Annotated in this window: 37 protein-coding genes; 36 read left to right on the plus strand and 1 reads right to left on the minus strand. The window is 41.7% G+C overall.

Annotated elements, in window-relative coordinates:
- Nucleotides 1-7: 7 nt before the first annotated feature.
- The 36 genes from rpoC (at nt 8) to EHQ31_RS02090 (ending at nt 24,957) form a co-directional block, all read left to right on the plus strand.
- Nucleotides 8-4,309 carry a DNA-directed RNA polymerase subunit beta' gene (gene rpoC / locus EHQ31_RS01915; protein WP_135569105.1) on the plus strand — a complete coding sequence of 1,434 codons (4,302 nt, stop codon included), beginning with the start codon at nt 8-10 and terminating at the stop codon, nt 4,307-4,309.
- Between the two features lie 140 nt (nt 4,310-4,449).
- A complete protein-coding gene (rpsL, locus tag EHQ31_RS01920; RefSeq protein WP_135569107.1) occupies nt 4,450-4,824 on the plus strand; it encodes a 30S ribosomal protein S12 in 375 nt (124 codons plus the stop codon).
- Between the two features lie 14 nt (nt 4,825-4,838).
- On the plus strand, nt 4,839-5,312 hold the full coding sequence (rpsG, locus tag EHQ31_RS01925; protein ID WP_015678186.1) for a 30S ribosomal protein S7: 474 nt from the start codon (nt 4,839-4,841) through the stop codon (nt 5,310-5,312).
- Between the two features lie 73 nt (nt 5,313-5,385).
- Nucleotides 5,386-7,332: an elongation factor G-like protein gene (locus EHQ31_RS01930; RefSeq protein WP_135569109.1), complete on the plus strand. Its 1,947-nt coding sequence runs from the start codon at nt 5,386-5,388 to the stop codon at nt 7,330-7,332.
- Nucleotides 7,333-7,381: 49 nt separating this feature from the next.
- The gene (tuf, locus tag EHQ31_RS01935; protein WP_002974170.1) at nt 7,382-8,587 is read left to right on the plus strand and encodes an elongation factor Tu; all 1,206 of its coding nucleotides are present in this window, start codon (nt 7,382-7,384) and stop codon (nt 8,585-8,587) included.
- Nucleotides 8,588-8,592: 5 nt separating this feature from the next.
- Nucleotides 8,593-8,901: a 30S ribosomal protein S10 gene (rpsJ, locus tag EHQ31_RS01940; protein ID WP_002974412.1), complete on the plus strand. Its 309-nt coding sequence runs from the start codon at nt 8,593-8,595 to the stop codon at nt 8,899-8,901.
- Between the two features lie 11 nt (nt 8,902-8,912).
- Nucleotides 8,913-9,536, plus strand: a complete 624-nt coding sequence (gene rplC, locus EHQ31_RS01945) for a 50S ribosomal protein L3 (protein ID WP_002974191.1) — start codon at nt 8,913-8,915, stop codon at nt 9,534-9,536.
- Nucleotides 9,537-9,551: 15 nt separating this feature from the next.
- Nucleotides 9,552-10,187, plus strand: coding sequence for a 50S ribosomal protein L4 (rplD, locus tag EHQ31_RS01950; RefSeq protein ID WP_002973655.1), 636 nt, complete (start codon nt 9,552-9,554; stop codon nt 10,185-10,187).
- A gap of 4 nt (nt 10,188-10,191) precedes the next feature.
- The gene (locus EHQ31_RS01955) at nt 10,192-10,497 is read left to right on the plus strand and encodes a 50S ribosomal protein L23 (protein ID WP_100790764.1); all 306 of its coding nucleotides are present in this window, start codon (nt 10,192-10,194) and stop codon (nt 10,495-10,497) included.
- Between the two features lie 2 nt (nt 10,498-10,499).
- The gene (rplB, locus tag EHQ31_RS01960; protein WP_100721553.1) at nt 10,500-11,336 is read left to right on the plus strand and encodes a 50S ribosomal protein L2; all 837 of its coding nucleotides are present in this window, start codon (nt 10,500-10,502) and stop codon (nt 11,334-11,336) included.
- A gap of 13 nt (nt 11,337-11,349) precedes the next feature.
- Nucleotides 11,350-11,628, plus strand: coding sequence for a 30S ribosomal protein S19 (rpsS, locus tag EHQ31_RS01965; protein WP_100743125.1), 279 nt, complete (start codon nt 11,350-11,352; stop codon nt 11,626-11,628).
- A gap of 8 nt (nt 11,629-11,636) precedes the next feature.
- Entirely contained in the window at nt 11,637-11,987 is a 351-nt protein-coding gene (gene rplV, locus EHQ31_RS01970) for a 50S ribosomal protein L22 (RefSeq protein ID WP_004783773.1), read from the plus strand.
- 3 nt (nt 11,988-11,990) lie between these two features.
- On the plus strand, nt 11,991-12,671 hold the full coding sequence (rpsC, locus tag EHQ31_RS01975; RefSeq protein ID WP_135569111.1) for a 30S ribosomal protein S3: 681 nt from the start codon (nt 11,991-11,993) through the stop codon (nt 12,669-12,671).
- A gap of 22 nt (nt 12,672-12,693) precedes the next feature.
- Nucleotides 12,694-13,107 carry a 50S ribosomal protein L16 gene (gene rplP, locus EHQ31_RS01980; RefSeq protein ID WP_002974545.1) on the plus strand — a complete coding sequence of 138 codons (414 nt, stop codon included), beginning with the start codon at nt 12,694-12,696 and terminating at the stop codon, nt 13,105-13,107.
- Complete coding sequence (gene rpmC, locus EHQ31_RS01985; RefSeq protein WP_100729137.1) at nt 13,104-13,376, plus strand: 50S ribosomal protein L29; 273 nt, start codon at nt 13,104-13,106, stop codon at nt 13,374-13,376. Before rplP ends, rpmC begins: the two co-directional genes overlap by 4 nt.
- A 3-nt stretch (nt 13,377-13,379) precedes the next feature.
- Nucleotides 13,380-13,649: a 30S ribosomal protein S17 gene (gene rpsQ / locus EHQ31_RS01990; protein WP_012388932.1), complete on the plus strand. Its 270-nt coding sequence runs from the start codon at nt 13,380-13,382 to the stop codon at nt 13,647-13,649.
- Entirely contained in the window at nt 13,646-14,038 is a 393-nt protein-coding gene (gene rplN / locus EHQ31_RS01995; protein WP_002974152.1) for a 50S ribosomal protein L14, read from the plus strand. Before rpsQ ends, rplN begins: the two co-directional genes overlap by 4 nt.
- A gap of 1 nt (nt 14,039) precedes the next feature.
- Entirely contained in the window at nt 14,040-14,423 is a 384-nt protein-coding gene (gene rplX / locus EHQ31_RS02000; RefSeq protein ID WP_135569113.1) for a 50S ribosomal protein L24, read from the plus strand.
- 2 nt (nt 14,424-14,425) lie between these two features.
- Nucleotides 14,426-14,977 carry a 50S ribosomal protein L5 gene (gene rplE, locus EHQ31_RS02005; RefSeq protein ID WP_135569115.1) on the plus strand — a complete coding sequence of 184 codons (552 nt, stop codon included), beginning with the start codon at nt 14,426-14,428 and terminating at the stop codon, nt 14,975-14,977.
- 10 nt (nt 14,978-14,987) lie between these two features.
- Nucleotides 14,988-15,173, plus strand: a complete 186-nt coding sequence (locus tag EHQ31_RS02010) for a type Z 30S ribosomal protein S14 (protein ID WP_012476296.1) — start codon at nt 14,988-14,990, stop codon at nt 15,171-15,173.
- 16 nt (nt 15,174-15,189) lie between these two features.
- Nucleotides 15,190-15,588 carry a 30S ribosomal protein S8 gene (gene rpsH, locus EHQ31_RS02015; RefSeq protein WP_002973604.1) on the plus strand — a complete coding sequence of 133 codons (399 nt, stop codon included), beginning with the start codon at nt 15,190-15,192 and terminating at the stop codon, nt 15,586-15,588.
- A 14-nt stretch (nt 15,589-15,602) separates the two neighbouring features.
- Nucleotides 15,603-16,142, plus strand: coding sequence for a 50S ribosomal protein L6 (gene rplF / locus EHQ31_RS02020; protein WP_135569117.1), 540 nt, complete (start codon nt 15,603-15,605; stop codon nt 16,140-16,142).
- Between the two features lie 6 nt (nt 16,143-16,148).
- Complete coding sequence (gene rplR, locus EHQ31_RS02025) at nt 16,149-16,517, plus strand: 50S ribosomal protein L18 (RefSeq protein ID WP_100743118.1); 369 nt, start codon at nt 16,149-16,151, stop codon at nt 16,515-16,517.
- Between the two features lie 3 nt (nt 16,518-16,520).
- The gene (rpsE, locus tag EHQ31_RS02030; RefSeq protein ID WP_002973816.1) at nt 16,521-17,024 is read left to right on the plus strand and encodes a 30S ribosomal protein S5; all 504 of its coding nucleotides are present in this window, start codon (nt 16,521-16,523) and stop codon (nt 17,022-17,024) included.
- 13 nt (nt 17,025-17,037) lie between these two features.
- Entirely contained in the window at nt 17,038-17,217 is a 180-nt protein-coding gene (gene rpmD / locus EHQ31_RS02035) for a 50S ribosomal protein L30 (protein WP_135569118.1), read from the plus strand.
- 4 nt (nt 17,218-17,221) lie between these two features.
- Nucleotides 17,222-17,755: a 50S ribosomal protein L15 gene (gene rplO, locus EHQ31_RS02040; RefSeq protein ID WP_135569120.1), complete on the plus strand. Its 534-nt coding sequence runs from the start codon at nt 17,222-17,224 to the stop codon at nt 17,753-17,755.
- A gap of 7 nt (nt 17,756-17,762) precedes the next feature.
- The gene (gene secY / locus EHQ31_RS02045; RefSeq protein WP_004783927.1) at nt 17,763-19,142 is read left to right on the plus strand and encodes a preprotein translocase subunit SecY; all 1,380 of its coding nucleotides are present in this window, start codon (nt 17,763-17,765) and stop codon (nt 19,140-19,142) included.
- A 3-nt stretch (nt 19,143-19,145) separates the two neighbouring features.
- On the plus strand, nt 19,146-19,706 hold the full coding sequence (locus EHQ31_RS02050) for an adenylate kinase (RefSeq protein ID WP_015680141.1): 561 nt from the start codon (nt 19,146-19,148) through the stop codon (nt 19,704-19,706).
- A gap of 13 nt (nt 19,707-19,719) precedes the next feature.
- On the plus strand, nt 19,720-19,938 hold the full coding sequence (infA, locus tag EHQ31_RS02055) for a translation initiation factor IF-1 (RefSeq protein ID WP_012476295.1): 219 nt from the start codon (nt 19,720-19,722) through the stop codon (nt 19,936-19,938).
- A 9-nt stretch (nt 19,939-19,947) separates the two neighbouring features.
- Nucleotides 19,948-20,061, plus strand: a complete 114-nt coding sequence (rpmJ, locus tag EHQ31_RS02060) for a 50S ribosomal protein L36 (RefSeq protein WP_002974084.1) — start codon at nt 19,948-19,950, stop codon at nt 20,059-20,061.
- Between the two features lie 6 nt (nt 20,062-20,067).
- Entirely contained in the window at nt 20,068-20,445 is a 378-nt protein-coding gene (rpsM, locus tag EHQ31_RS02065; protein WP_035983662.1) for a 30S ribosomal protein S13, read from the plus strand.
- An 11-nt stretch (nt 20,446-20,456) separates the two neighbouring features.
- Nucleotides 20,457-20,870 carry a 30S ribosomal protein S11 gene (gene rpsK, locus EHQ31_RS02070; protein ID WP_004783964.1) on the plus strand — a complete coding sequence of 138 codons (414 nt, stop codon included), beginning with the start codon at nt 20,457-20,459 and terminating at the stop codon, nt 20,868-20,870.
- Between the two features lie 9 nt (nt 20,871-20,879).
- Complete coding sequence (gene rpsD, locus EHQ31_RS02075) at nt 20,880-21,512, plus strand: 30S ribosomal protein S4 (RefSeq protein ID WP_135569122.1); 633 nt, start codon at nt 20,880-20,882, stop codon at nt 21,510-21,512.
- Nucleotides 21,513-21,537: 25 nt separating this feature from the next.
- Nucleotides 21,538-22,515, plus strand: coding sequence for a DNA-directed RNA polymerase subunit alpha (locus EHQ31_RS02080; protein ID WP_002974165.1), 978 nt, complete (start codon nt 21,538-21,540; stop codon nt 22,513-22,515).
- Between the two features lies 1 nt (nt 22,516).
- A complete protein-coding gene (gene rplQ, locus EHQ31_RS02085; protein ID WP_135569123.1) occupies nt 22,517-23,032 on the plus strand; it encodes a 50S ribosomal protein L17 in 516 nt (171 codons plus the stop codon).
- 104 nt (nt 23,033-23,136) lie between these two features.
- The gene (locus EHQ31_RS02090; RefSeq protein WP_135569125.1) at nt 23,137-24,957 is read left to right on the plus strand and encodes a PAS domain-containing sensor histidine kinase; all 1,821 of its coding nucleotides are present in this window, start codon (nt 23,137-23,139) and stop codon (nt 24,955-24,957) included.
- Here the strand turns inward: EHQ31_RS02090 and EHQ31_RS02095 are convergent.
- A complete protein-coding gene (locus tag EHQ31_RS02095; protein WP_135569127.1) occupies nt 24,954-26,969 on the minus strand; it encodes a 1-acyl-sn-glycerol-3-phosphate acyltransferase in 2,016 nt (671 codons plus the stop codon). The genes EHQ31_RS02090 and EHQ31_RS02095 overlap by 4 nt on opposite strands.
- Nucleotides 26,970-26,997 lie beyond the last annotated feature (28 nt).

Below are 26,997 nucleotides of genomic sequence, written 5' to 3' on the forward strand. Positions count from 1 at the left end.
AAAAAGTATGAGAAATTACAATAGTTTTGAATCGATTACGATCCGTTTGGCATCACCCGAACGGATCAAAGAGTGGTCGTTTGGGGAAGTTAAAAAACCTGAAACGATCAACTACCGGACCCTAAAACCGGAACGAGATGGTCTTTTTTGTGAAAAAATCTTCGGAACCACAAAGGATTGGGAATGTTACTGCGGTAAATTCAAATCCATCCGTTATAAGGGAGTGGTTTGCGACAAATGCGGGGTTGAGGTAACTCACTCCAAAGTGCGTCGTGAAAGAATGGGGCATATAGAACTTGCGGCCCCAGTTTCACATATTTGGTACTACCGTTCGGTTCCATCTCGTATGGGACTCCTTCTTGATATGACGATCAACCAACTCAAAAGTGTTCTATACTTTGAGAAGTATGTGATCATTGACCCAGCTGATTCCGGAAGGAACAGAGGGGAACTCATCGATGAAGATGAATACCACAATTATTTAGATGAATACGGTGATAAGTTTATCGCAGGGATCGGTGGGGACGCCATCAAAGAACTTCTCGCACGCATTGATGTGGATGCAGAAGCTCGTGTGATCCGCCAAAAAATCCAAGATAAAAATAAAATCTCCGACAAACGTATTTTTAAACGCCTAGAAGTTTTAGAAGCGTTCCGCGATTCCGGTAACCGTCCTGAATGGATGGTTCTGGATGTAGTTCCGGTCATCCCACCAGAACTTCGTCCGATGGTACAGCTAGAGGGGGGACGTTTTGCCACTTCCGACCTTAACGATTTGTATCGCCGTGTGATCAACCGTAACAACCGACTCAAACGTCTCCTTGCATTGAAAGCTCCTGAGATCATCGTTCGTAACGAAAAACGTATGTTACAAGAAGCAGTAGATGCTCTTTTTGATAACAGCCGTCGCAAACGTACTGTGAAAGGAAAAGGAAATAGACCATTAAAATCTATCTCCGATATGCTCAAAGGAAAACAAGGCCGGTTCCGCCAAAACCTACTCGGAAAACGGGTGGATTACTCTGGTCGTTCGGTAATCGTTGTGGGTCCTGAACTTAAATACCACCAAATGGGTCTTCCTAAAAAAATGGCTTTGGAACTTTTCAAACCATTCATTATGAAACGCCTTGTGGATTTGGAACTAGCACCAAACATCAAATCTGCGAAGAAAAAAATCGAAGCAGAAGACAAAGAAGTTTTTGATGTATTGGAAACAGTCGTCAAAGAACACCCAGTTCTTCTCAACCGTGCGCCAACTCTTCACAGACTTGGGATCCAAGCATTTTTACCAGTCCTTGTAGAAGGTAAGGCAATCAAACTCCACCCACTCGTATGTCACGCGTTTAACGCCGACTTCGACGGGGACCAAATGGCAATCCACGTTCCACTGGCTCCAAAAGCACAGCTCGAAACTTGGATGCTTATGTTATCACCGCATAACATTTTGAATCCTGCGAATGGACAACCAATTTGTGGACCTACACAAGATATCGTTCTTGGAATTTATTACCTCACTTCCGAAGTGAAAGACGCGAAAGGAGAAGGTAAATTCTTCACAGGTCTGGAAGAAGTGATGTATGCGATTGAAACAAAAACCGTAGAAATTCGCTCTAAAATTTCCGTTCTACACGAAGGGAAAATCATCGAAACCACACCTGGAAGACTTATCTTCAACCAAGTGATGCCAAAAGGCTATGTTTATATCAACAGAACCCTCGGTGATAAAGAAACAAACAAAATCATTGCAGACGTATACGAGAAGTTTGGACCAGGGATCACTGTTGTGATGCTTGATGAAATCAAACGACTTGGTTACCGTTACGCGACTGTATTTGCTCCTACCATCTCTATTGATGACATCCGAGTTTCTCCTCAAAAAGAGGGACTTGTAAACGATGCCAACAAAGAAGTAGAAAAAGCGGATATGGAGTATCGTAAAGGTATCATTACGAACGAAGAACGTCGTAAAAAAGTAATCGAGATTTGGACGAAAACCAATGACCGCATTACAGACGGGATGTTTAAGGAATTGGAAAAAGACCAAGGTGGATTCAATCCCGTATTCGTCATGGCAGCTTCTGGTGCTCGTGGTTCCAAACAACAGATCCGTCAGCTTGCTGGGATGCGGGGCCTTATGGCGAAACCATCTGGGGAAATCATCGAACTTGCGATTCGTTCCAACTTCCGTGAAGGTCTCGGGGTATTAGAATTTTTTATCTCTACACATGGTGCGAGAAAGGGTCTTGCGGATACGGCATTAAAAACTGCCGATGCCGGTTACCTCACGCGTCGTCTTGTAGATATTTCACAAGATGTGATCGTATCGGAAGATGATTGCGGAACCAAAGCAAACATCACTCTCGGAATCGTAAAAGAAGGGGAAAACGTAATCGTTTCTCTTGCGGACAGAGTGTTCGGTCGTTATACGGCAGAAGACCTTGTGGATCCCGTTTCTGAAAAAGTCGTATTCCCGAAAGACACTCTCATCACAAGAGTCATTGGACAACAAATTGAAAACCTTGGTTACGATAAAATTAAAGTAAGATCACCTCTTACTTGTAGGTCTCGCCACGGAATTTGTACAAAATGTTACGGAATGGACATGGCTCGTCTTGTGCCAGCTGAGATTGGGGAAGCAGTGGGAACCATTGCGGCTCAGTCCATCGGTCAACCGGGAACACAGCTAACGATGAGAACTTTCCACGTGGGTGGTGCGGCCTCTGCTACCATTTCTGAAAGAGAACATAAAGTTCCTTATCGCTCTATCGTAAAATCAATTAACGGACGTCTTGTGACGAATGCAAACTCTGCAAAAGTATTTGCTCGTCGCGGAACCATCATCGTCAACAGGCTGATCCAGGAATTCAATACAGATTCACTTTCCAGTGTTCGTGTTGTGGATGGACAAAGATTGGAAAAAGGGGAAGTATTTGCGACCCAAGTTGGCGAATCAACAGAACAACGAATCACTTCCGACCAAGCGGGAACGGTTTCTCTTGTAGGAACAACTCTTCGTATTCTCGGGGATGACTTTGTAATTCCAGTAAAAATCGGAACCATCTTAAAAGCAGAAGAAGGCCAAATCGTAGAAGAGAACAAGGCACTCGCTGAGTTTGACCCTTTTAACGAAGTGGCAGTATCCGAAACCGCTGGAACCATCCAATGGGAAGATTTAGAAATTGGTAAAAACGTTCGTCGTGACGTAGATCCAAAAACTTCCAATATCATTTTGAAAGTTGTGGAACAAAAGAAAGATCGACTCGTTCCGAAAGTCATAGTTGGATCAGACGGATATTCCGTTCCAGTAGATGCTCTTCTCCAGTTCCAAAATGGAGACAAAGTAAGAGAAGGGGATATTATTTTCAAAATCCCATCGGTTGCAGAAAAAACTCGTGATATCACGGGTGGACTTCCAAGGGTAGATGAACTTTTTGAAGCTCGTCGTCCGAAAGATGCCTGCACACTTGCTGAAATTGACGGAAAGATTGAAGACAAAGGGGAAATCGTAAAAGAAAAACGAATTCTCTACATCATTCCAGAAACGGCAGAACAAGAAAAAGTTAAAGTAGCCATCCCAGTCGGAAAACAAATCCGTGTGCGCCAAGGTGACTTTGTGAAACGAGGAGACCAGTTGGATGAAGGAAACTTTGACCCGCATGATATCCTTGCGATCAAAGGACCAAATGCTCTTCACGAGTATTTGGTTTCTGAAGTGCAAGAAGTTTACCGTCTGCAAGGGGTTCATATCAATGATAAACATATCGAAGTTGTAGTTCGCTCTATGCTTCGTAAAGTGATCATCACTGATAGTGGGGACACATCTTTTGTGAACCAACAACAAGTGGATAAATTCCTCTTTGATGAAGAAAACGACCGAGTGGAAAAAGAAGGGGGATCTCCTGCGCAAGGAACTCCTGTCCTTCTCGGACTTACAAAGGCATCGCTCAACACTGAGTCTTATTTCTCAGCAGCTTCCTTCCAAGAAACCACAAAGGTTTTAACAGATGCTGCCATCAAAGGAAAAACAGACAATTTAGTGGGTCTCAAAGAGAACGTTATCATCGGTCATATGATTCCTGCGGGAACCGGTATGAAAAAATACCGTGACATTGAAGTTTTCAAAGACCTTCCAGGTGATTTGGATTGGGATTTAGAAACCGAAGAAGAGGTAGAAGAAGTTTCGGAACTTTCCGAAGCGGCTCCTGTTTCCACTGCCACACTTTCCAGACTTGTTGCTGAAGAGGACGAGGATGAGGATGAGTTGGAAGAAGAAGCGGACGACTCTGATGATGAGGACGACGACGATTAAATTAAAACTTTGTCCTTAGAGACTTTTCGCGAGTTTCTGGGGACAAAATCATGTTTTCGTTTACAAAATGTCCCTATCTGGAATTTTGGACGAAAACGTCATTATTTTTTTAAAGACAGAGAAGTAGAAGAAGGAATCGAATGCCTACAATTAACCAGCTCATCCGCAGAGGAAGAGAAGACCAAAAGAAAAGAACTAAATCTCCTGCCCTAAAGGCTTGCCCACAAAGACGTGGAGTATGCACAAGGGTAATGACCTTTACTCCGAAGAAACCTAACTCAGCTCTTCGTAAAGTAGCAAGGGTTCGCCTTACTACAGGAATTGAAGTGACTGCTTACATTCCTGGAGAAGGTCACAACCTCCAAGAACACAACGTGGTTCTCATCCGTGGGGGAAGGGTAAAAGATTTACCTGGGGTTCGTTATCATATCATTCGTGGAACACTGGATACACTCGGTGTGGACAAACGTCGCAAAGGACGTTCTAAATACGGCGCTAAGCGTCCTAAAGCGTAATCGGAGAAAGGTATATGTCTAGAAGAAGAGGAAAAGTTGAACCACGCCACATCGAAGGCGATCCTAAATACAATGACAAAGTGATTTCAAAGTTTATCAACTGCCTAATGGTAGATGGTAAAAAGAGTGTTGCTGAAGCCGTTTTCTACGATGCGTTAGAAGTCATTGCGAAAAAAACAGGACAAGATCCTTTTGCGGTTTTCCAAGAAGCATTGGAAAACGCAAAACCACAAGTGGAAGTAAAATCTCGACGTGTGGGTGGGGTGACTTACCAAGTTCCGATTGAAGTTCGTCCAGAAAGACGGTTGGCGCTAGGAATCAGATGGCTTATCAAATATAGCCGTGGCAGAAACGAAAAATCAATGAAAAACAAATTGGCTGCAGAATTCATGGAAGCACAAAAAGGCACGGGATCTGCAATCAAGAAGAAAGAAGATATCAGAAAGATGGCAGACGCCAACAAGGCATTCTCCCACTACCGCTGGTAGTCACATCCATTCGATTCCAATCATTGATAAGCCAGGTTCATACCTGGCTTTTTTATTTTAACCAAACAAATTTATGAAATACCGAACTATTGGAATTTTTGCACATATTGATTCGGGGAAAACGACTCTTACCGAACGGATCTTATTTGAGGCCGGCAAAATTTCCGCTGTGGGCTCCATTGAAGATGGAAATACAGAATCGGATTCCTTACAGGAAGAAATCGAAAGGGGAATTTCCATTCGAACTACCTTTCATTCCCTTAATTGGAAAACTACTTTCGGTGATTTTCAAATCCAACTTGTGGACACACCGGGCCATATTGACTTTCGAAACCAAGTGACAGACCTTTTGCCTGCTATGGAAACTGCGATTGTAGTTTTAGAAGCAGGCACTGTGGTCCAGTCCCAAGCGCGCCTTGTCATTGAAGAACTAACGAAAGCCTCTGTTCCTATGGTATTTTTTATCAACAAACTGGACAGGTTCGCAGATGAATATCTAGATACTCTTGTCTCTTTAGAAGAAATTTTGGGCGGAGCTCCTGTAGCCCTCTTTCAAAAAAATGAATTTGGAAAATTGGAATTCTATTTTCATGAACCATCCTCTTTCCCAAAAACAATAAAAGAAGAATTAATTTCATGGAGTGATGATCTCTTGATTTCCTCCTGGAACGATCTTTCGGCCCAAACGGACTTTTCGCTGATTGGCTTACAAACAGGTCCGAAAGCTGGAAAACTATATCCCGTGTACGGAGGTTCCGCCAAAACAGGGGAGGGTGTTCGGGAACTTTTGGATTTGGTGCTTTGGACGGAACCAAAGGAAACCGAGAATTCCTCTTCTCAGGATCTACCGCTTCTTGTTCTTTCTAGAAGGACAAACCCAGAGTTTGGCCGGTATGCAGTCATATACCCTACACGGGAAATACAATGGAATGAGCTCCACTCGCTTTGGAGTCGTCATGTTACTAATGGCGACAAAGACTTCACGTTTTCCACAAAGGATGATCTTACAGGGGAAAACCCTTTTCATTTCCTAGATCCAGAATCAGAGGAAACCTTAACGAGACTAGAGAAAGGAAAATTGGTTTTCCTAAAAAATCACCCAGGGTTAGTTCTATTGCCAGGCCAAACTGTGACTCATCCAAAAGGCATTCTTTTTGAAGAAGAAGGTCTAATGTCCGGTAGGGCCCAAAGTCCCTTTTCGGTTCTTATGGAACCTGAAGAATCTTCGGAAAAAGAATTTTGGTTATGTCGTTTAGAGGAACTAGTATGGGAAGATCCGGGGTATCGGGTCCAAAAGAAAGAAGATACCGGACAGTTGGTACTTCTAGGTAGGGGGGAACTCCATTTAGAAATCGGAATCCGGCGAATCACCGAGAGAACGGAAAAAAAACTCACAATTAGTTCTATAAACATTGCCAAATTAGAGCATCTTAAAAAAATGTCTCATAAGGTTGCCCTAGAGCATCGTGCCTTTGAAGACCAAAAATCAAGCGGCGCGCTCATCGCAGTCCTGGAAGATACTGCCGACTTTTCGAAGCAAATTGCCTTCGAGGTAAGTCTTCCGGAAGAAGTAAAAAATTCGATAGAAACGTCCTTTTTGGAAGCCTGCTTACACGGGTTCTACGGTGAGGAAGTTGTAGGTCTCAAGTTCCGTGTCCTCTCGTATGAGATGCCGAAGGGAGACTTACAAACCACTTTAACGCTTTTGAAAGTAGCGATACTTGCGGGCGTAAGGGAATTGTTTCCTTCAAACACATATTTGGTCGGACCCCTCACAGAAGTAGAAGTGATGGTGGACGCAGACCATTTAGGTGTAGTTCTTTCTGATCTAAGTCGCAGAAGCGCTAAGGTGGTCTCCATCTTGGAAGCTGTGGCAGGGAAGAGTCACTTAAAAGCCAATGCACCGGCCCAAAACCTGCTTGGCTTTTCAGGGGCTCTTAGAAACATGACCAAAGGCATCGGCATTTCTTGGGAAAGGACTGCTTTTACCTATGAATTTCATGCATTTTTAAAGGAGTAAAGAACCGAGGATCGGGTCTTGCACCACGATTGAGGAGTAGATTCTAACAATGGCTAAAGAAAAATTTGACCGTTCAAAACCACACTTAAACATCGGAACAATTGGTCACGTTGACCACGGTAAAACAACCCTAACAGCAGCGATCACAACGACGCTTGCGAAGTTAGTGGGTGGAAAAAACAAAGCGATTGCTTACGACCAAATCGACAACGCGCCCGAAGAAAAGGCTCGTGGGATTACTATTGCAACGTCTCACCAGGAGTATGAAACTCCAAACCGTCACTACGCACACGTAGATTGCCCGGGACACGCGGACTATGTTAAAAACATGATTACTGGTGCTGCTCAGATGGACGCTGCGATTCTCGTAGTATCTGCAACTGACGGTGCTATGCCACAAACTAAAGAACACATCCTTCTTGCTCGCCAAGTAGGGGTTCCTTACATCGTGGTTTACCTCAACAAAGCGGACATGCTTGCTGCTGATGAAAGAGACGATATGGTTGAGATGGTTAAAGAGGAAATCAAAGACCTTCTTAACAAATACAACTTTCCTGGTGATAAAACACCTTTCATCTCTGGTTCTGCATTAAAAGCTCTTGAAGGTGAAGATTCCGACCTAGGAATGAAATCCATTTTGAAACTTATGGAAGCTGTTGATACTTACGTTCCAAACCCTACACGTATTGTTGATAAACCTTTCCTTATGCCAGTTGAGGACGTATTCTCAATCACTGGTCGTGGAACTGTTGCAACTGGTCGTGTGGAGCAAGGTGTTCTTAAGATCAACGACGAGATCGAAATCGTTGGTATCCGTGATACATCTAAATCAGTTGTTACTGGTATCGAGATGTTCCGTAAACTACTCGATCAAGCAGAAGCAGGAGACAATATTGGTGCTCTTCTTCGCGGAACTAAAAAAGAAGACATCGAAAGAGGTCAAGTTCTTGCGAAACCGGGTACTATCACTCCACACAGAAAATTTAAAGCGGAAGTTTACGTTCTTACTAAAGACGAAGGTGGACGTCATACTCCATTCTTTAACAACTACCGTCCTCAATTCTATTTCAGAACTACAGACATCACCGGTGTTTGTAACCTTCCTGGTGGAATGGAGATGGTTATGCCGGGAGATAACGTTACGATGTCAATCGAACTTATCCACCCAATTGCTATGGACCAAGGTTTGAAGTTCGCTATCCGTGAGGGTGGAAGAACAATTGGTTCTGGTGTTGTTGCGGAGATCGTTGAGTAATCGCAATGGCTGGACAAAGAATTCGCGTTAAGTTAAAAGCTTTCGATCATCGGTTGATTGACCAATCAACCTTTGAAATCGTTGCGACTGCGAAGAGGACCGGAGCTACTGTCTCCGGTCCAATCCCGCTTCCAACGAAAAAAGAAATCTACACGGTATTACGTTCTCCGCACGTGAATAAAAAAGCTAGAGAACAATTTGAAATGAGAACTCATAAGAGACTCATAGATATTTTAAATACGAATGAAGATACGGTAGAAGCCCTGATGAAGCTTCAACTCCCTGCTGGAGTTTCCGTAGATATTAAATCCTAAGGATAGGATCCATGGCTAAAGGTTTAATCGGCGAAAAATTGGGCATGGCCCACATATTCAATAACGAAGGTAAGATGGTTACTGTAACCGTTTTACGCGTGGGTCCTTGTTTTGTGTCCCAGGTAAAAACATCTGCGAATGACGGCTACGAAGCGGTTCAATTAGCATTTGGTGATGCCAAGGAAAAACACATGACGAAGGCCGAAGTTGGACACATTAAAAAAGCTAACATTGCCGCTCCTAAAAAAACTCTGATTGAATTCAAAGGTTTTGAAGATGTAGCAGTTGGTGCTGAGGTAAAACTCGCTGATGTGTTTGCTTTAAACGACACGGTGAAAGTGACCGGAACATCTAAGGGAAAGGGAACACAAGGTGTTGTAAAACGCCACGGTTTTGCTGGTGGTCCTGCTGGACATGGTTCCAGATTCCAAAGACATCCTGGTTCGATTGGTTCTAATACAACTCCTGGACGTGTGTTCAAGGGTTTGAAGATGGGCGGAAGAATGGGTTCTGAACAGAGCACTGTTCGAAACCTGAAAGTAGTAAAAATTGATGCAGACGCCAATTTGGTATTTGTATCCGGTCCAGTTCCAGGAAGGGAACGCGGTATCGTTACGATAGAAAAAATCGGATAAATAGATAGGTAGAACATGAAAGCGCGTAAATACAATAAAGAAGGCGTATTCGTAAGCGAAGTTGAACTTCCGGCAGAATTATTTGCTACCGGCATTTCGCTTGGAGCCATCTATGATGCGGTTAAAGCTGAAAATGCGAACAACAGACAAGGAACACATTCTACTAAGGATCGTTCCGAAGTTCGCGGTGGGGGAATCAAACCTTGGGCTCAAAAAGGAACTGGTCGTGCAAGACAAGGATCCATCAGAGCTCCACATTTCGTTGGTGGTGGTATCATTCATGGACCAAAACCAAGAGATTATTCCTCTAACTTGTCACGCAGCGTTAAGAAAAAGGCTGTTCTCTCTATCCTTAACAAAAAGGCAGAAGAAAACAGAATCGCGATCATAGAAGACGTAGAACCTTCTTCTTACTCTACAAAATCCATCTACAACATTTTGAAGAACATGGAAATTGCAGAGAAGGGTAACGTGGGTTTTGTGGTAGCTGGTGAAAACCAATTCCTCAAAAAATCCACTCGCAATATAGAGAACCTCAAATATGTGAACAGCAAACGAGTCGTTTGCCGAGACATCCTCTATAATAACAATTTAGTAATCTCTGAAAGCGCTTTAAAAGAGCTTCAGGCTCAGTATTCTAAGAAAGGATAAGACAGTGAACCTAGAGAATGTAATCTTATCACCAGTTGTTACAGAAAAGTCGCAAGACCTTCAAACAATTGGAGAACGTATGGGAAAAAGAACTGTCAAGTATACGTTCAAAGTCCACCCGGATGCGAACAAAACTTTGATCAAACAGGCTCTGAAACAAATGTATAACGTCGTTCCAACAAATGTAAACGTAGCCGTTTACCGTGGGAAAATGAAACGTTTTAGAAACATGCCGTCCCCAAGACCTCACTACAAAAAAGCTGTAGTGACCTTTGCTGACGGAGCAAATTTGGATTTTGCTAAGGTTTAATTATGGGAATTAGAAAACTTAAACCCACAACGCAGTCTAGCCGGTATTATTCGGTCCTAGATTTCAAAGAAATCACAGAAGTGGTGCCTTACAAACCGCTCACAGCCAACATTTCTTATAAAGCTGGTCGTGACAATAAGGGACGTATCGCTGTTAGACGCAAAGGTGGACGTAACAAAAGAAAGTTCCGTATCATCGATTTCAAACGTAACAAGTTCGGAATCCCTGCGACTGTAAAAACAATCGAATACGATCCAAACCGTTCAGCATTTATTGCGCTTATCTGTTACGCAGATGGGGAATACCGATACATTTTGGCTCCTAACGGTTTAAAAGTTGGGGACAAAATCGAATCTGGTGCAAATGCAGAGATCAAACTAGGGAACACACTTCCTTTAGATAAAATCCCTGCAGGAACTAACGTTCACAACATTGAACTACATATCGGAAAAGGCGGCCAAATCGCTCGCACGGCAGGATCTTTTGCTGTGATCTCCGCTAAAGATGGTGACTATGTATCTCTTAAACTCCCTTCTTCGGAAATCCGAAAAGTGCGTAAAGAGTGTTTAGCGACTATCGGAGAACTTTCCAATAAAGACCATAACTTGGTAATCATTGGTAAAGCGGGACGTAACCGTTGGTTAGGAAAAAGACCGAAAGTAAGAGGGGTCGTTATGAACCCTGTGGACCACCCACTCGGTGGTGGTGAAGGTAGAACTTCCGGAGGTCGTCACCCTGTGACTCCTTGGGGTAAACCTACGAAAGGATTTAAAACACGTAAGACTAGACCGTCTGACCGTTTTATTGTCCAAAGACGTAAGAAAAACAGGAATAGGTAGGGTCTAGATAATCATGGCTAGAAGCTTAAAAAAAGGTCCGTTCATTGACGACCACCTCATGAAAAAAATTACGAGCCTAAACTCTGAAGGGAAAAAAACGCCCTTCAAGTCTTGGTCCAGAAGAAGTACCATTTATCCAGATATGATTGGTCATACAGTCATGATTCATAATGGCAAAGCGTTTGTTCCTGTTTATGTGAATGAAAACATGATCGGTCACAAACTCGGTGAATTTGCTCCCACTAGAACCTTCAAAGGTCACGGTGGAGACAAAAAAGTAGCGAAGAAATAGGTAGAGAGATGGAAGCAAAAGCAGTAGGAAAACACCTCAGAATTTCTGCCAGAAAAGCTCGCCTGGTTGCTGATGAAGTTCGTGGATACGATTATAAAGAAGCCATTGATATCTTACGTTTTACAAACAAAGCGGCAAGTTCAATGATCATCAACTTGTTAAACTCGGCAGTTGCGAACGCAGTACAAATGAATGAAAGTTTGGATCCAAGTTCACTTTATGTTAAAAAAATCTATGTGGACGACGGCCCAATCATGAAACGTTTCCGTCCGAGAGCACGTGGTCGTGCTTCTAGGATCCGTAAACGCCTAAGTCACATCACTGTTGTCGTATCTGAAATCGAAAAGAAGGTTAGCTAATTTATGGGTCAGAAAGTAAATCCAATCGGACTACGAATCGGAATCACACGTAATTGGGATTCTATTTGGTATTCCAAACAAGATTACATCAAAAATCTTCACGAAGATATCAAGATCCGTAGATTCCTTCAGAAGAAATTTAAAAATGCATCCGTTGTAAAAATCGTAATCGAAAGATTCCCGGAAAAAATCAACGTAAACCTCCATACTTCTAAACCTGGTATGGTCATTGGTCAAAAAGGCCAAAACATCGAAGCGGTAAAACAAGAGCTAAAAAAATACGCTGATAAACCGATTGGGATGAACATCATCGAAGTGAAAAAACCAGAAGTAATTGCTCAAGCGATTGCTGAAACGGTTGCCCTTCAAATCGAACAAAGGATGCCATTCCGACGAGTGATGAAAGCAGAACTTCGTCGTGCTATGCGCGGTGGAGTGGAAGGTGTGAAAATCCAAATCTCCGGACGACTTAACGGAGCAGATATGGCGAGAACTGAGAAGTATATGGAAGGACGAGTTCCCCTTCATACTCTTCGTGCCAAAATTGACTTTGGATTCAAAGAAGCCCTTACCACTTTCGGTCAAATCGGTGTGAAAGTTTGGACTTATACTGGTGACTACTTCCCTACAAATAAGGAAGAGACCGATGAAGATAAATACGCTGTAAAACGTAGAACGAGTTAAGAAGTACTAAAGAGAAACTATCATGTTAGCACCTAAACGAGTAAAATTTAGAAAACGCCAAAGAGGGCGCTTAAAAGGTAAGGACGAAAGAGGTTCTTACGTTGCGTTCGGTGAGTATGGTTTAAAAGCCATTTCTTCCGGTCGTATCACTGCGCGCCAAATCGAAGCTGCAAGGATCACTATCAACCGCCAAGTAAAACGAGGTGGGAAATTGTGGATCAGGATCTTCCCTCATTTACCAATCACTAAAAAACCTGCTGAAACTCGTATGGGTAAAGGTAAAGGTAACCCGGAATTTTGGATTGCTGAAATCCGTCCAGGTCGCGTTCTTTTTGAGATGGCTGGTATTGATGAAGAAACAGCAAGAAAGGCACTTCACCTAGCAGCATTTAAATTGCCAGTAGAAACTTCATTTGTTAAGAGGAACGTTCTATGAAAGACGATTTTAAATCACTTTCTCCAGAAGATTTGAAGAAAGAAATTCTTTCCTCTTCCGAAGAAGTAAGAAAAGCAAGATTCCAATTTGGTGTCACAAGATCACTTGAGAACCCAAAAGTTATCCGCAATCATAAGAAGAGAATTGCCCAAGCATTAACTGTCCTTCGTGAGAAGGAATTATCTGCTAAAGGTAAACTCAAACAAATCGCACCGAAAGCTGGTTCGGCTCCAAAAGTCGCTAAAACAAGCAAAGGTAAGAAGAAGTAGGTTATGGAAGATAAAAACTCTAAAAAGTCTTTAACCATTCAAGGTGTAGTTGTGAGCGATGCTATGGATAAAACTGTAGTGATCGAAATCATCACAAGAAAAGTACACCCACGGTTTAAGAAGATTATGACCAGAACTTCCCGCGTGAAAATTCACGACGAGAAGAACGAGTGTCAAGTTGGTGATCGAGTCATCGCTGTGGAAACAAGACCACTTTCTAAGCAGAAACACCATAAACTTGTAAAGGTAATTGAGAAGGCGAAATTAGTATGATTCAACAAGAAACTATTTTACAAGTAGCCGATAACTCGGGTGTGAAAAAAGTCATGTGCGTGAAAGTGCTTGGCGGTTCCAAAAAACGCTACGCAACGCTTGGTGACGAGATTATCGTCGCTGTGAAAGAAGCACAACCTGCATACGGTCTTCGTGACGGGCAAGGGAAAAAAGTGCATAACAAAGCGGTTCAAAGAGCAGTTGTTGTGAGAACGAAAAAAGAAGTTCGTCGTCCCGATGGAACTTACATTCGTTTCGATGACAATGCCGTTGCCATCATTGATGACAAAGGGAATCCAAAAGGAACCAGGATCTTCGGACCTGTTGCCCGTGAACTACGCGATAAAAAATACATGAAAATTATATCTCTAGCTCCGGAGGTTCTCTAAAATGGCGACTAAGTTAGCATATAGAGGCTCCGAGCCCACTAAATTCAAAAAAACGAAAATCAAAAAGGACGATGAAGTTCTTGTGATTTCCGGTAAAGAAAAAGGAAAAAAAGGGAAAGTTCTAGCAATCGATAAACGCAAAGATCGTGTTTATATCGAAGGTGTGAACAAAAGAAAAAGATTCGTTCGCCCAACCCAAGAGAACCCTCAAGGTGGTGCGATTGAAATCGAATTCCCAATCCATATTTCCAATGTGATGTTTCACGACGCAAAAGCAGAGAACAAAGCGAAGCCAAAGAAGAAAATTAAGGCTGTACGATTGGGCTTTGCCAAGAAGGATGGTAAATCCGTACGAGTGACTCGACCAGAAGGGAAAGAAGTATAGTTATGGTACCTAGGCTTAAATCAAAATACGAAGCGGAAATCCGCCCTACACTACAAAAGTCACTCGGCTTTCAAAGTGTGATGCGAGTTCCCAAACTAGAAAAAATCGTGATCAACGTTGGTATGGGCGAAGCTCACACGAACCCAAAAGCGATGGAAGCATGTCTTATCGAAATTGGTCAAATCACAGGCCAAAGACCAGTGAAAACATTCGCTAAGAAATCCATTGCGGGTTTCAAAGTGAGAGAAGGGATGGTGCTTGGTTGCAAAGTTACCCTTCGTGGTCATCATATGTATGAGTTCCTTGACAGATTCATTAACGTGGCTCTTCCACGGGTTCGTGACTTTCGCGGAGTAAATCCGAAAGGTTTCGACGGTCGAGGAAATTACAACCTGTCCGTAAAAGAACAGATCATCTTCCCTGAGATTCATTTTGATAAAATCAATACTATCTATGGGATCAATATCACTTTCGTAACGAACACGGAAGTGGACAAAGAAGCGTTCGAATTATTCCAAGCCTTCGGTATGCCTTACCGAACGGCAGGTAAGTAGGAGAATTATCATGGCGAAAAAATCAATGATGGAACGCCACGCCAAAGAGCAAAAATTCAAAGTGAGAGAGTACAATCGTTGCCCTCTTTGTGGTCGATCACGCGCTTATTTGCGCCGCTTTGATATGTGTCGTCTTTGCTTCCGGGACCTTGCTAGCAAGGCTCAGATCCCCGGTGTGAAAAAGTCCTCCTGGTAATTAGGTTAAGGTAAGTATGAGTCTTTCAGATCCAATCGCAGATATGCTAACAAGAATCAGAAACGCACAACAAGCTAAACATGAGCTTTGTGTGATTCCTGGTAGCAAAATCAAAAAGTCCATCCTAGATCTTCTTAAAGAAGAAGGTTTTGTAGATGATGTTCAAACTGTAAAAAATGGAAGTTTTGATGACTTCCAAGTGAAATTAAAATACGACACGGAAAAAAAACCGGTAATTCGTATGATCGAGAGAGTATCCACTCCTGGTCGTCGAGTTTATATCCAATCCGGTGAAATCCGCCCGTTCCGAAATAACATCGGAACTCTCATCCTTTCGACTTCGAAAGGTGTGATGACTGGGAAACGTGCTCGCAAACTCAGAGTAGGAGGGGAAGTTCTCTGTAAGGTATTCTAGAGAACGATAACGCCATGTCTCGAGTTGGAAAAAGTATTATCAAATTGCCTGCAAAGGTAGAAGTGAAAGCAGAAGCGGAAGCCCTTACCATCAAAGGGCCATTAGGGGAATTGAAAACTCCTCTATACGAAGGTGTTAGTGCCAATGTGGAAAACGGCGAATTGGTTTTTACTCGTAAAAGCGAAGACCAAAAGACTGTCGCTCTCCACGGTCTAGTGCGTTCCCTTGCGATGAACTGCGTAAAAGGTGTCACCACTGGTTGGGAGAAAAACCTAGAAATTACTGGGGTTGGTTACCGTGCACAAAAACGCGGTAAAGATCTAGTGATGGCTCTTGGGTATTCTCACGAAGTGGTATTCCCTGAGCCTAACGGTATCAAAATCGATGTTGCAGATCAGCTTAAAATCAAAGTATCGGGAATTGACCGACAACTGGTTGGACAAGTTGCGGCTGACATTCGTTCCAAAAGACCTCCTGAACCTTACAAAGGGAAAGGGATCAAATATCAGAACGAATACATCCGTAGAAAGGCCGGAAAAACCGGTAAGAAGTAGAACGTCATGATCAACAAGACAGCTAAAAATACGAAAAGATTGAGAAGAGCGGAACGAGTTAGATACAAACTCCGCTCCACATCGGAAAGACCCCGGTTGGTTTTTAATAAAACAAATCGTTACCTCACCGCACAGATCATTGATGATGCGAAAGGTGTAACGCTTGTTTATGCAACCACTTTAGAGAAAGATTTTCCGAAACATGAAAATTCTAAGAAGAGTAAATCGGCTGCGACCGAACTCGGTAAAGTAGTCGCTGAGAAAGCGAAAAAAGCAGGAGTTTCCCAAGTGGTTCTCGACAGATCTGGGATGGTTTACCACGGAAAGATCGCTGCTTTTGCTGATTCTGCCCGCGAAGGTGGATTGGAGTTCTAAATGATGTTAGAAGAAGAAACAAAAGAATTTACTGAGAAGGTCGTAAAAATCGACCGAGTTGCCAAAGTAGTGAAGGGGGGACGTCGTTTCTCCTTCAACGCACTATCTGTAGTTGGCGACTCTAAAGGAAAAGTAGGAATTGGTTTTGGAAAAGCAAATGAAGTTCCAGATGCCATCCGAAAGTCCATTGAATCGGCAAAAAAGAATTTAAAATCCATTCACTATATCGGTCATACCGTTCCTCACGATGTTGTGGGACAGTTCAAATCCGCTCGAGTGATTTTGAAGCCGGCTTCTCCGGGAACGGGGATCATCGCAGGAGCTTCTGTTCGTTCCGTATTGGAAAGAGCAGGAATTCAAGATGTTCTTACAAAGTCATGGGGTTCTTCAAATCCGATGAACATTGTGAAGGCGACTATGGATGCATTACAACAGTTGGAAACTCCGTCAATGGCGGTGAAACGACGTGGTGTTAGCCTCAAACATTTGTTTGGGCAAGATCTATAAAAGGTAACTGACTATGGAAGAAGTGATCGTAACGCAAGAAAGAAGTTCTATTGGTATCATTCCGGTACACAAAAAAACTCTGATTGCACTCGGCCTTAAAAAGAAAGGTCAATCCAAAAAACACAAAATGACTCCCCAATTGAAAGGGATGTTAAGACAAGTAGGTTACTTGTTGAAAGTGGAAAAGGTATAATTGTATGGCACAAGATAGAATCGAACAAGGCCGTGGATTTGGGGCAAAACGTCCCAAAAAATCCACATCCCTCGGCAACAAAAACTTGGTTCCCGTTCCTGAAGGTGCAAAAACCTCTCCGAAACGAGTAGGCCAAGGTCCAGGATCTGGAATGGGAAAAACTTCCACTCGCGGTTCCAAAGGACAAAGAGCGCGTGCGGCTTCGATGAGACGTGGATTTGAAGGGGGACAGCTTCCTCTTCATAGACGTTTACCAAAACGTGGTTTTACTAATATTTTCTCTGTGGAATTCCAACCAGTCAATTTGATCTCTTTGTCAAAAGCAGGTCTTTCTGGGGAAGTAACTCCTGCCATTCTCAAAGCAAAGTCTTTGATTAAGTCCGAAGTAGGACCAATCAAACTACTTGGGACTGGAGAAGTGACCACTGCCATCACCATTACGGTAGATGCTTTTTCTGTCTCTGCAAAAGAGAAAATCGAAAAAGCTGGTGGAAAAGTCATCATTAGAGAAAAGAAAAAAGAAGAGAAAAAAAACTAGATAACCTATGTTTCAAACCATCGCTAACATCTTTCGAATCCCGGAATTAAGATCTAAAATCCTATTTACCATAGGTATGTTGTTACTTTTTAGAATGGGAACTCATGTGACCATTCCTGGTATCAATAGTTTGATTGTGACGGGCATTACTGCCGATCCGAGCGAAGGTTTCCTCGGAATGGTAGATTTGTTTGCTGGTGGTGCTCTTTTAAAATTTTCGATTTTTGCACTAGGGATTATGCCTTATATCTCTTCTTCGATCATTATGCAACTTGTGATGGTTCTCATTCCTAGTTTGCAAAAAATGCAAAAAGAAGGGGAAGAGGGCAGAAAAAAGATCCAACAGTACACTAAGTACGGAACTTTGATTCTTTGTGCAATCCAGTCTCTTGCTGTGATCCAACTTGCTAATTCTTGGTCTACTGGATCGGGAACTGCGCAAGCGAAATACCCTGGGCTCATCAACCCATCTGTAGAAGGATATTTTTTACCGATTGCGATGTTATCCATCACAACGGGAACAGTTCTTCTTATTTGGCTCGGGGAACAGATCACGGAACGTGGGATCGGTAACGGAATTTCTCTCATTATCTTTGCAGGTATCATTGGTCGTATGCCAGAAGCACTCATTGCTATGTTTACTTCTGATACTTCGGATGCACTTAGTATCCTGATTCTTATCATCATATTTATTGTTCTCATTGCCTTGACTGTGATTTTAACGCAAGGCGTACGCCGGGTACCTTTAAATTACGGAAAACAAATGGTGGGAAGAAAGATGGTTCAGGCACGTAGCCAATCCATTCCTTTCAAAGTGAATAGTGCCAATGTAATGCCAATCATCTTTGCATCCTCACTCATTCTTTTTCCACAAACAATTGTTCAGTGGTTGTCCTCTAAAGGCGGTCAGTGGGCTGGTTGGGCAGTGATTATGGACTATTTTAATCCATTTTCGCAAATTTGGTACCATGCCCTTTTCTACTATGTAATTTATACTTCTCTAATCATTTTCTTTGCGTATTTTTATACAGCGATTCAGTTCAACCCACAGGAGCTCGCTGATAACCTAAAAAAATACGGTGGGTTCATTCCAGGTGTTCGCCCTGGTAGTCAAACCAAAGATATGATCGAGAAAATCTTGAATCGAATCACTTTACCGGGTGCTCTTTTCCTTGCTGGTCTTGCTCTTGCTCCGTATCTTATCATCAAGTTTTTAAACCTCGGTTCTAACACCGGTGGGGGAACTTTGGTGTATACATTCGGAGGAACTTCGCTGCTCATTATGGTGGGTGTGGCTCTTGAAACTTTAAAACAAATCGAAGCCCAACTACTCATGAGAAACTATGAAGGTTTCATGAAGAAGACAAAAATCAAGGGAAGAGTGTAACGAATGAAGAGACTCATATTTATGGGACCTCCAGGTGCTGGAAAAGGGACCCAAGCTGACATCATCAAAGAGAAATACCAAATTCCGCAGATTTCTACAGGAGACATTCTCCGTGCTGCCGTAAAAAACGGTACCCCTATGGGGATAGAAGCAAAAAAATATATGGACGCTGGAGACCTTGTTCCAGATGCTGTCGTTATAGGCATAATTCGCGACCGTTTGGTCGAATCTGATTGTGCAAATGGATTCATTCTGGATGGATTTCCTAGGACGGTGGAGCAAGCAAAGGCTCTCTCGGAAATCCTCAAAGAGCTTCGCATGGAGCTCGACTCCGTTGTCAACCTAGACGTTCCTGACGAAGAACTCGTCAAACGGTTGCTAGGTAGAGCGATCAAAGAAGGACGCTCGGATGACAACGAAGAGACCATCAAAAACCGTCTGCATACTTACAACACCAAGACGTTGCCCCTAATAGACTTTTATAAAGGCTCTGGGATCCTTCGGCAAATTAATGGTTTGGGAAGTATGGAAGAAATCACTAACACTATTTTAAAATCGATCTAGTAGGAGATAGACCCTGGCTAAGGAAGAAGCAATCACGATTGACGGAACCGTTCTTGAACCGTTGCCGAACGCTATGTTCCGTGTGGAACTAGAGAATGGACATAAGGTTTTAGCACATATTTCAGGAAAGATGCGTATGCATTACATTCGTATTTTACCTGGAGATAAAGTCACAGTGGAACTTTCTCCTTATGACTTAACCAAGGGCCGTATTACCTACAGAAAGAAATAGGAAACTATAATGAAAGTTAGAGCATCAGTTAAAAAAATCTGTCCAGAATGCAAAGTCATTCGCAGAAAAGGTGTAATCCGAGTGATTTGCACGAACCCAAAACACAAACAAAGGCAAAGATAGAAAGATATGGCACGTATCGCGGGTGTTGATTTACCATCAAACAAAAGAATAGTGATCGGTCTTACATACGTATTTGGTATTGGCAAGACTTCCTCTCAAAACATCCTGAAAAAAGCAGGAATTGACGAATCTATCCGGGTGAAGGACCTTTCGGACGAACAAGAAGCCGCGATCCGAAGAGTTATAGAAGAATCATACCAGGTAGAAGGGGATCTTCGTTCTGAAGTCAACCTTAACATCAAACGATTGATGGACGTAGGTTGTTACAGAGGTTTCCGTCATAGACGTGGACTTCCGGTTAACGGACAAAGAACAAGAACCAACGCAAGAACCCGTAAGGGAGTCAAGAAAACTGTAGCCAATAAGAAAAAGGCTACTAAGTAGAGGATTGCTTCATGGCTGAAAAAGACGCTAAGAATAAAAAAGATACCAAAAAGGTTAAGAAAAAAGAAAAGAAAAACGTTCCACGAGGTAAGGTTTATATCCAAGCATCGTTTAACAATACAATCGTATCCATTACGGATATGGCAGGAAACGTTCTTTCTTGGTCTTCTTCTGGAATGATGGGTTTTCGTGGATCAAAAAAATCCACTCCGTATGCAGCACAAGTTGCTGCAACAAACGCAGCAGAAAAAGCAATCGAAGCTGCTGGTCTTTCGGAAGTAGATGTAATGGTTTCAGGTCCAGGAATTGGTCGTGAATCTGCCATTCGTTCTTTGACTACGAAAGGGATTGCAATCAAACTCATTAAAGACGTAACTCCGCTCCCTCACAATGGGTGCCGACCACGCAAAAGAAGAAGGGTGTAGGAATTAGATATGGCACGTTACCGAGGTCCAGTTGTTAAATTGATGAGAAGAGAGGGTCTTAACCTCTTTCTCAAAAATAGTCATACATTACATAAAGAAAAATCTTCCCTAGAAAAGAGAAAGTACCCACCAGGTCTTCCTCCTAAGAAAAAAGGAAAGATCACTGAATACGGGGCACAGCTTCGTGAAAAACAAAAAGTAAAACGCGCATACGGTGTTTTAGAAAAACAATTCCGTAGATACTTTGAAGAGGCAGCTCATACTCCGGGAATTCCTGGGGAGAACTTACTACAATTCCTCGAAAGAAGATTGGATAACGTTCTTTACCGTATGGGTTTTGCAGTCACTAGAAGACAAGCTCGTAACTTCGTAGCACATAGACATATTCTTGTGAATGGTCACCGTGTGGACATTTGTTCTTATCGTGTGAATGTTGGTGATAAAATCGAAATTCGTGAGAAATTTCAAAAGTCTCCGTTTATCGAAGAAAATATCAAACTAGCTCAAGCAATCAATCGTACTGCTTCTTGGGTAAGTGTAGATTATATCAAGTTCTCAGGAGAAGTGACTTCACTTCCAACAAGAGAGCATATTGATATTCCTGTGAAAGAACAGGTAATCGTAGAGTTGTACTCGAAGTAAGAATTTAGAGAAGAAGGATACGACATTGTCTCCAAAGAATTTATTAAAAGGTTTTAAAAGACCCAAAAAAATCGAATTCACTACCGATGTGAATACACCAAACTACGGTAAGTTTGTTGCAGAACCTTTCGAAAGAGGAATTGGTACTACGATCGGTAACTCCCTTCGTCGTACGCTCATGTCTTCTATTGAAGGGGCAGCAATCTCCGCGATTCGGATTGAAGGAGTCTCACACGAGTTTTCCTATATCGAAGGTGTAGCCGAAGACGTAACTCGTATCATTCTTAACTTAAAACAAGTTCGAATCAAATACGAGCCTGAAGACAAAGAAGCAAGCAAAGTAATCCACCTTGAACTAAAAGGGGCAGGTTACTTCCGTGCTGCTGATTTAGCTGTTGACTCTTCGATTGAAATCATGAATCCAGATCTTCATATTGCTACTCTCAATGAAGATGCTAATTTGATTATGGATTTGGAAATCCAAAGAGGACGTGGTTACGTTCCTGCGGAAGATAAAAAGAAAGACATCGAAGTTTTGGGAACGATCCCAATCGATTCTATTTTTTCACCAATCCAAAAGGTCTTGTTTGAAGTATCAGAAACTCGTGTGGCTCAACGTTCTGATTACGAAAAACTAACTATGGAAGTTTGGACTGATGGATCTGTTTCTCCAGAAGATGCAGTAGCACAAGCAGCGAAAATTCTAAAAGACCACCTAACTGTTTTTATTAACTTTGAAGAAGAGATTGAAGAAGAAGAAGAAGAGTTGGATGAAGCTGATGAAAAACTCAAAGCAGCTTTATCGAAACACGTAGAAGAATTGGAACTTTCTGTTCGTTCAACTAACGTTCTTCGTAGTTTGGAAATTGACTTCATTGGTGAGCTCGTTAAGAGATCAGAAGACGAAATGACTAAATCAAAACATTTCAGCGAACAAAGTTTACAAGAGTTAAAAGCAAAACTTTCCTCTATGGGGCTTTCGTTCGGTATGAGAGATTTTTAAGATGAATAAACGTAATAAAGTTAAACAACTCAACAGATCCGCAGATCATAGAAAAGCTATGATACAAAATATGGTAATCTCTCTACTTCGCCACGAAAGAATTGAATCTTCAGTAGCGAAGTTAAAGGTGGCTCGTTCTTATGCAGAACGAATCATCACTAGAGCGAAAAAAAATCTAGATGCAAATCTAGCAAACCTTGACGAACAAAAGAAAAATGCAGCGATTTTGCACAATACAAGATATCTTTATAGCCATCTTGGTGATCAGGAAATCGTTACAAAACTTTTGAAAGACTTAGCAAATCGTTATGCGGAAAGAGTCGGTGGTTACACAAGAATCATTCGTTTGGTAAACCGTCCTTCTGACAATACAGCTATGGGAATTTTGGAACTTGTAGATCGCAAAACTCAAGATGAGTTAAAAGCGGAATCAAAAGCAAAACGTGAAGAAAAGAAACCTGCCAAAAAAGAAGATAAACCTAAAAAGGCAAAAAAAGAAAAAGTAGCTACTAAGTAGTCTATTTTCTGGTTCAATTCTTTCGCAAAAGCCTACTTGTATAAGTAGGCTTTTTTTTTATTGCATTCGTCCGATATTCCATTAAAATTCTACATTCCGAACGAATGACTCCTTATCTCTCCACATCAGATTCTATTTGGCACACTGCTTTTAGTTCGAGTCCCATTGGCATGGCTTTGACTGATATGCAAACAGGCCTTTACGTTGAGGCCAATGAAGTATACTGTTCATGGCTTGGTCGGACGAAGGAAGAGGTAATTGGCAAGTCTACCTTAGATTTAGGAATTTATTCGAATGTCAATGATAGAGATTCTATTTTATCAAAGTTAAAGACAGATGGAATTGTGCTCAATTTGGAAGTACCTCTGCTAACCAAACATGGTTCTACTGTAACAATCCTTTTAAGTGGGCGCATTGTCGAAAATGGAAAGTATCTTCTTTCTGCAGGACAAAATATTTCTGCCCTAAAAGAGAAAGAATACCTAGCCGCGGTTTTACAAAGTGAACTTGTGATCAGCAAAGAACTATTCGAAAGTGTTTTCCGTTTAAATCCTGCCGCAGTTAGTTTATCCAATGCGGAAACTGCCGTATACGATGATGTTAACGAAGCATATTGTCGTTTGGTTGGTTTTTCTCGTGAAGAAATTATTGGTCGAACTTCTTACGACCTGAATATATGGATTACCAAATTTGATAGGGAAAGATTAAAATCAGAACTTCTCAAAAAAGGTTGGAGCACTGGAATGGAGGCGAGTATTCGCACTAAGTCTGGCGAAATACGTCATGTGGTATCTGGTAATACCATTTTACAGACGAAAGGTCGACCAACTTTACTTGCGATTCTGATCGATGTCACTGAATCCAAACAAAACAAAGAAGCTCTTGAATATGCAGTGAAAGAAAGGACAAAGGAATTAAATCGAATTCTGGAAGACTTACAGAAAACGCAAGACCAATTGATTTTGTCGGAAAAAATGGCCACCTTGGGACAGTTAGTTGCTGGTGTTGCACACGAAATCAATAACCCACTAGCAGCAATTGCTGCCTTTAGTGATCAAATTTACAATCGAATGGGAAATTTCGGTAATAGGTTATTTCAAATTAAAGAGTGTTTTTCTAAATATTCTGAAAAGGAAATTAATGAAATTATTTCTTGGGTAATTGAATTATTTACGATTAAACCAAAAACCTATGTATTTGCAGAATCAAGAAAGGCCAAAAAAACTTTGGAATTAGAATTTATTGAGTTAGGAATTGATCCTGCTTATGATCTGGCAGATAGAATTGTTGATTTAGGTGTATCCGATTTTATTTTGGAAAATAAAAACCTATTATCACATTTTAAATTTTCCCCCTTACTTGAGTTAGTATTATCGGAATTAAACACACTTCGTAGTGTGGAATCCATTCGTTTAGCGGTTGAAAGAACTTCCAAAATCGTTTATAGCTTGAAGAGTTATGGGCGATTTGACCGACACGAAGCCAAGTCTGAAATTAACTTGGTTGATACTATTGAAACAGTTCTGACTCTTTATCAAAACAAGATGAAATCTGGAATTGAATGTGTTCGTTTGTACAATGCAAATCCAAATATTTCAGGTTATCCAGATGAATTGATTCAAATTTGGACTAATCTTATATACAATGCCTTACAAGCTATGTCCTTTAAAGGCACACTCACCATTCAAATAGATGAATCAGAGAATGAAGTGGTGGTTCGGGTGAAAGATAATGGTCCTGGAATTCCCTTAAACATTCAAAAAAGAATTTTTGAACCATTTTATACGACTAAGGAAAAAGGAGAAGGAACAGGGCTTGGGCTCGGGATAGTCAAACAATCGGTAGAAGAAAGACACCGTGGCCGGATCCAGTTCCAATCAGAACCCGGGCGCACAGAGTTTTCGGTGTATCTTCCTAAATTCTAACGAGCTAGCTGCATTTGTAGTTTTTCAGCAATCAAATCAAAGTCTTCGTTTTGAATCACAGTTCTGTAAGCTGCTGTCACAATCGGATGCCTTTTCTCATCCAGTTGGATTAGGTTTGGTAATACCTTTAATCCGTAAAAACCATTTGTGATTTTTTCTGGTCTTGTCCCATAAGCTAAATCATAACCATACTTTCGATCTCTTGTGTCCGAACCGAAACATGCCAACATAAAATCTGTCATTCCAGAAAGGCCATTGAAAGTAGTAGGATCTCCACCGAGTAAGACGCCAATGGATACCATCTCATTAAAAAACCGGTTACTTAAATGAAAGAGTGTATTATCGACATTGCCACCTAACTCTCGTTTAAAGTATCCTTCCACAAGTCCCATAGCTAATGCATAAACTGTTTTTAAAGCTCCACCTAGTTGAACACCTTTTGTGTCCCGAGAATTGATGGCAGTTCTTGTAAAAACATAATTGTTTGTTAGAAGTTCTTTTAGTTTGGGAATGAGTGAATCTTCAAAGGCAGAAATTTCAAATCCGGAAATTTTTCTTTCCATGATTTGGTCGGGGTAACAAGCACCAGATACAACCGCTAGGCGGTCCCTTTCGATAAGCAGTAATTCATGTAAATCTTCGAGAATTAGCCCTTTTTTAGAGCCAGTGAATCCTTTTATGACATTCACCATCGGTGATTTGTTTTTCTGTAAATGGGTTCTGATTTTAGAATATATTCCATCAAATTCCCAAGGGTTGGTACCTTGGATAAATAGGGTTGCTGTATCTAATACTTCAGGTTTGTCGGAGAATTCAATATTTGGTGGGAGTTTGTAGATTGGATAATGAACTACATCACGTTTCTCTTCATTACTTTGTTTTACCATTTCTGAATCAGGACTGTAGATTGTGACTTTTACATTTTTATTTGCCATCACACAAGCAAAAGCCACTGACATATTGGAAGATCCAATGATGACCACATGTTCCTCTGGTTTTTTGGGGATAGAAATGAGTTGGTTTGTTTCCCTGACATCACCCTTGTAAAGGTTACGATAAGTTCCGTGTTTGTGTTTGTTTAGATTACTTCCTACAAGAAGTGCAAGGTTATCAATGATAAATTGTTTTTTATCGCCTGTTCCTGGAAAGGATATCTGTTCAATATGAGATGGAAAAGATTCCATTTCTCTTTTCGTAAGTTCCCCAACAAGCACAGGTTTGCCGATAACAAGTTTTCCTACGGCTTGGTTAAAAAGAAGTCCTTCGATGGGAAGAATTTTTTCTGTTCCCTCTAGTGAGATTGGAAGAATCACTTTGTTTGCTACATAATGGTACACTGTGTCCACAAATGGCATTAACCTTCCATCCCGCGAACGAGTGCCCTCAGGAAAAATAGAAATCACTTTTCCATCGGATTGTAATTTCTGCGAATTTCGAAAGGCCCGCATGTTAATTTTGGTCATCACATCCGAAAGAGAGGGGTTGTCTGCCATATCCTTTTTGGAACAAACAAGAAGAGTCCCAAACATATAGAGACCAAGGCGAGTGAAGTCAGGTTCAAAAGCGAGCCTTCCCGCAATAAAGACGAGTGACTCAGCAATTTTTCTTCCTTCCGGACCTGAGTTGTACAAAAGAGTAAAGATGGCAGGTGCATCTAAATGGCTCAAGTGGTTAGAAATTAAAGTGACTGGGTATTTGCCAATCACACCATCTAAGAGTTTTAGATTTTCTGTTCCCTCAACCTTGAATTTCTTCATGATGGGGTCTAGAAACTTTAACATAAAGTCACGAGGTTCGGGACGGATGTCGGTGTACACTCCGATTTCTTCCAAACGTTCTGGTTCTTGGAAGATTTCCATAACCTTTGGTTTTGGAGTGCTTTGTGAAAGAACTAAAAACTCTTCTAAAATGGACTTTGCTTCGGACTCGGTCAGTCCCGATTTTACAAATAAGTGGATGTTCTCAAAAAATTCTTTATGCCAGCGTCCCAAAGTGGCTTCTTTTTCTGTCATGTATGCCTCTAAACCGACATTAAATTAC

The sequence above is a fragment of the Leptospira montravelensis genome (genome assembly GCF_004770045.1).
Lineage (GTDB): Bacteria > Spirochaetota > Leptospiria > Leptospirales > Leptospiraceae > Leptospira_A > Leptospira_A montravelensis.

Bases quoted from the DNA above. Each gene is read 5' to 3' on its own strand.
- EHQ31_RS01930 (WP_135569109.1), top strand. From the start codon at position 5,386: ATGAAATACCGAACTATTGGAATTTTTGCACATATTGATTCGGGGAAA.
- rplD (WP_002973655.1), top strand. From the start codon at position 9,552: ATGAAAGCGCGTAAATACAATAAAGAAGGCGTATTCGTAAGCGAAGTT.
- EHQ31_RS02050 (WP_015680141.1), top strand. From the start codon at position 19,146: ATGAAGAGACTCATATTTATGGGACCTCCAGGTGCTGGAAAAGGGACC.
- rpmD (WP_135569118.1), top strand. From the start codon at position 17,038: ATGGAAGAAGTGATCGTAACGCAAGAAAGAAGTTCTATTGGTATCATT.
- rpmC (WP_100729137.1), top strand. From the start codon at position 13,104: ATGAAAGACGATTTTAAATCACTTTCTCCAGAAGATTTGAAGAAAGAA.
- rplO (WP_135569120.1), top strand. From the start codon at position 17,222: ATGGCACAAGATAGAATCGAACAAGGCCGTGGATTTGGGGCAAAACGT.
- rpsG (WP_015678186.1), top strand. From the start codon at position 4,839: ATGTCTAGAAGAAGAGGAAAAGTTGAACCACGCCACATCGAAGGCGAT.
- rplC (WP_002974191.1), top strand. From the start codon at position 8,913: ATGGCTAAAGGTTTAATCGGCGAAAAATTGGGCATGGCCCACATATTC.
- rplB (WP_100721553.1), top strand. From the start codon at position 10,500: ATGGGAATTAGAAAACTTAAACCCACAACGCAGTCTAGCCGGTATTAT.
- rpsJ (WP_002974412.1), top strand. From the start codon at position 8,593: ATGGCTGGACAAAGAATTCGCGTTAAGTTAAAAGCTTTCGATCATCGG.
- rplF (WP_135569117.1), top strand. From the start codon at position 15,603: ATGTCTCGAGTTGGAAAAAGTATTATCAAATTGCCTGCAAAGGTAGAA.
- rpsC (WP_135569111.1), top strand. From the start codon at position 11,991: ATGGGTCAGAAAGTAAATCCAATCGGACTACGAATCGGAATCACACGT.
- rpsD (WP_135569122.1), top strand. From the start codon at position 20,880: ATGGCACGTTACCGAGGTCCAGTTGTTAAATTGATGAGAAGAGAGGGT.
- rplN (WP_002974152.1), top strand. From the start codon at position 13,646: ATGATTCAACAAGAAACTATTTTACAAGTAGCCGATAACTCGGGTGTG.
- rpoC (WP_135569105.1), top strand. From the start codon at position 8: ATGAGAAATTACAATAGTTTTGAATCGATTACGATCCGTTTGGCATCA.
- EHQ31_RS02095 (WP_135569127.1), bottom strand. From the start codon at position 26,969: ATGACAGAAAAAGAAGCCACTTTGGGACGCTGGCATAAAGAATTTTTT.
- EHQ31_RS02010 (WP_012476296.1), top strand. From the start codon at position 14,988: ATGGCGAAAAAATCAATGATGGAACGCCACGCCAAAGAGCAAAAATTC.
- rpsM (WP_035983662.1), top strand. From the start codon at position 20,068: ATGGCACGTATCGCGGGTGTTGATTTACCATCAAACAAAAGAATAGTG.
- rpsK (WP_004783964.1), top strand. From the start codon at position 20,457: ATGGCTGAAAAAGACGCTAAGAATAAAAAAGATACCAAAAAGGTTAAG.
- rplV (WP_004783773.1), top strand. From the start codon at position 11,637: ATGGAAGCAAAAGCAGTAGGAAAACACCTCAGAATTTCTGCCAGAAAA.
- rpmJ (WP_002974084.1), top strand. From the start codon at position 19,948: ATGAAAGTTAGAGCATCAGTTAAAAAAATCTGTCCAGAATGCAAAGTC.
- rpsL (WP_135569107.1), top strand. From the start codon at position 4,450: ATGCCTACAATTAACCAGCTCATCCGCAGAGGAAGAGAAGACCAAAAG.
- rplR (WP_100743118.1), top strand. From the start codon at position 16,149: ATGATCAACAAGACAGCTAAAAATACGAAAAGATTGAGAAGAGCGGAA.
- rplP (WP_002974545.1), top strand. From the start codon at position 12,694: ATGTTAGCACCTAAACGAGTAAAATTTAGAAAACGCCAAAGAGGGCGC.
- rplE (WP_135569115.1), top strand. From the start codon at position 14,426: ATGGTACCTAGGCTTAAATCAAAATACGAAGCGGAAATCCGCCCTACA.
- rpsQ (WP_012388932.1), top strand. From the start codon at position 13,380: ATGGAAGATAAAAACTCTAAAAAGTCTTTAACCATTCAAGGTGTAGTT.
- tuf (WP_002974170.1), top strand. From the start codon at position 7,382: ATGGCTAAAGAAAAATTTGACCGTTCAAAACCACACTTAAACATCGGA.
- rpsE (WP_002973816.1), top strand. From the start codon at position 16,521: ATGTTAGAAGAAGAAACAAAAGAATTTACTGAGAAGGTCGTAAAAATC.
- rpsH (WP_002973604.1), top strand. From the start codon at position 15,190: ATGAGTCTTTCAGATCCAATCGCAGATATGCTAACAAGAATCAGAAAC.
- secY (WP_004783927.1), top strand. From the start codon at position 17,763: ATGTTTCAAACCATCGCTAACATCTTTCGAATCCCGGAATTAAGATCT.
- rpsS (WP_100743125.1), top strand. From the start codon at position 11,350: ATGGCTAGAAGCTTAAAAAAAGGTCCGTTCATTGACGACCACCTCATG.
- rplX (WP_135569113.1), top strand. From the start codon at position 14,040: ATGGCGACTAAGTTAGCATATAGAGGCTCCGAGCCCACTAAATTCAAA.
- EHQ31_RS02090 (WP_135569125.1), top strand. From the start codon at position 23,137: ATGACTCCTTATCTCTCCACATCAGATTCTATTTGGCACACTGCTTTT.
- rplQ (WP_135569123.1), top strand. From the start codon at position 22,517: ATGAATAAACGTAATAAAGTTAAACAACTCAACAGATCCGCAGATCAT.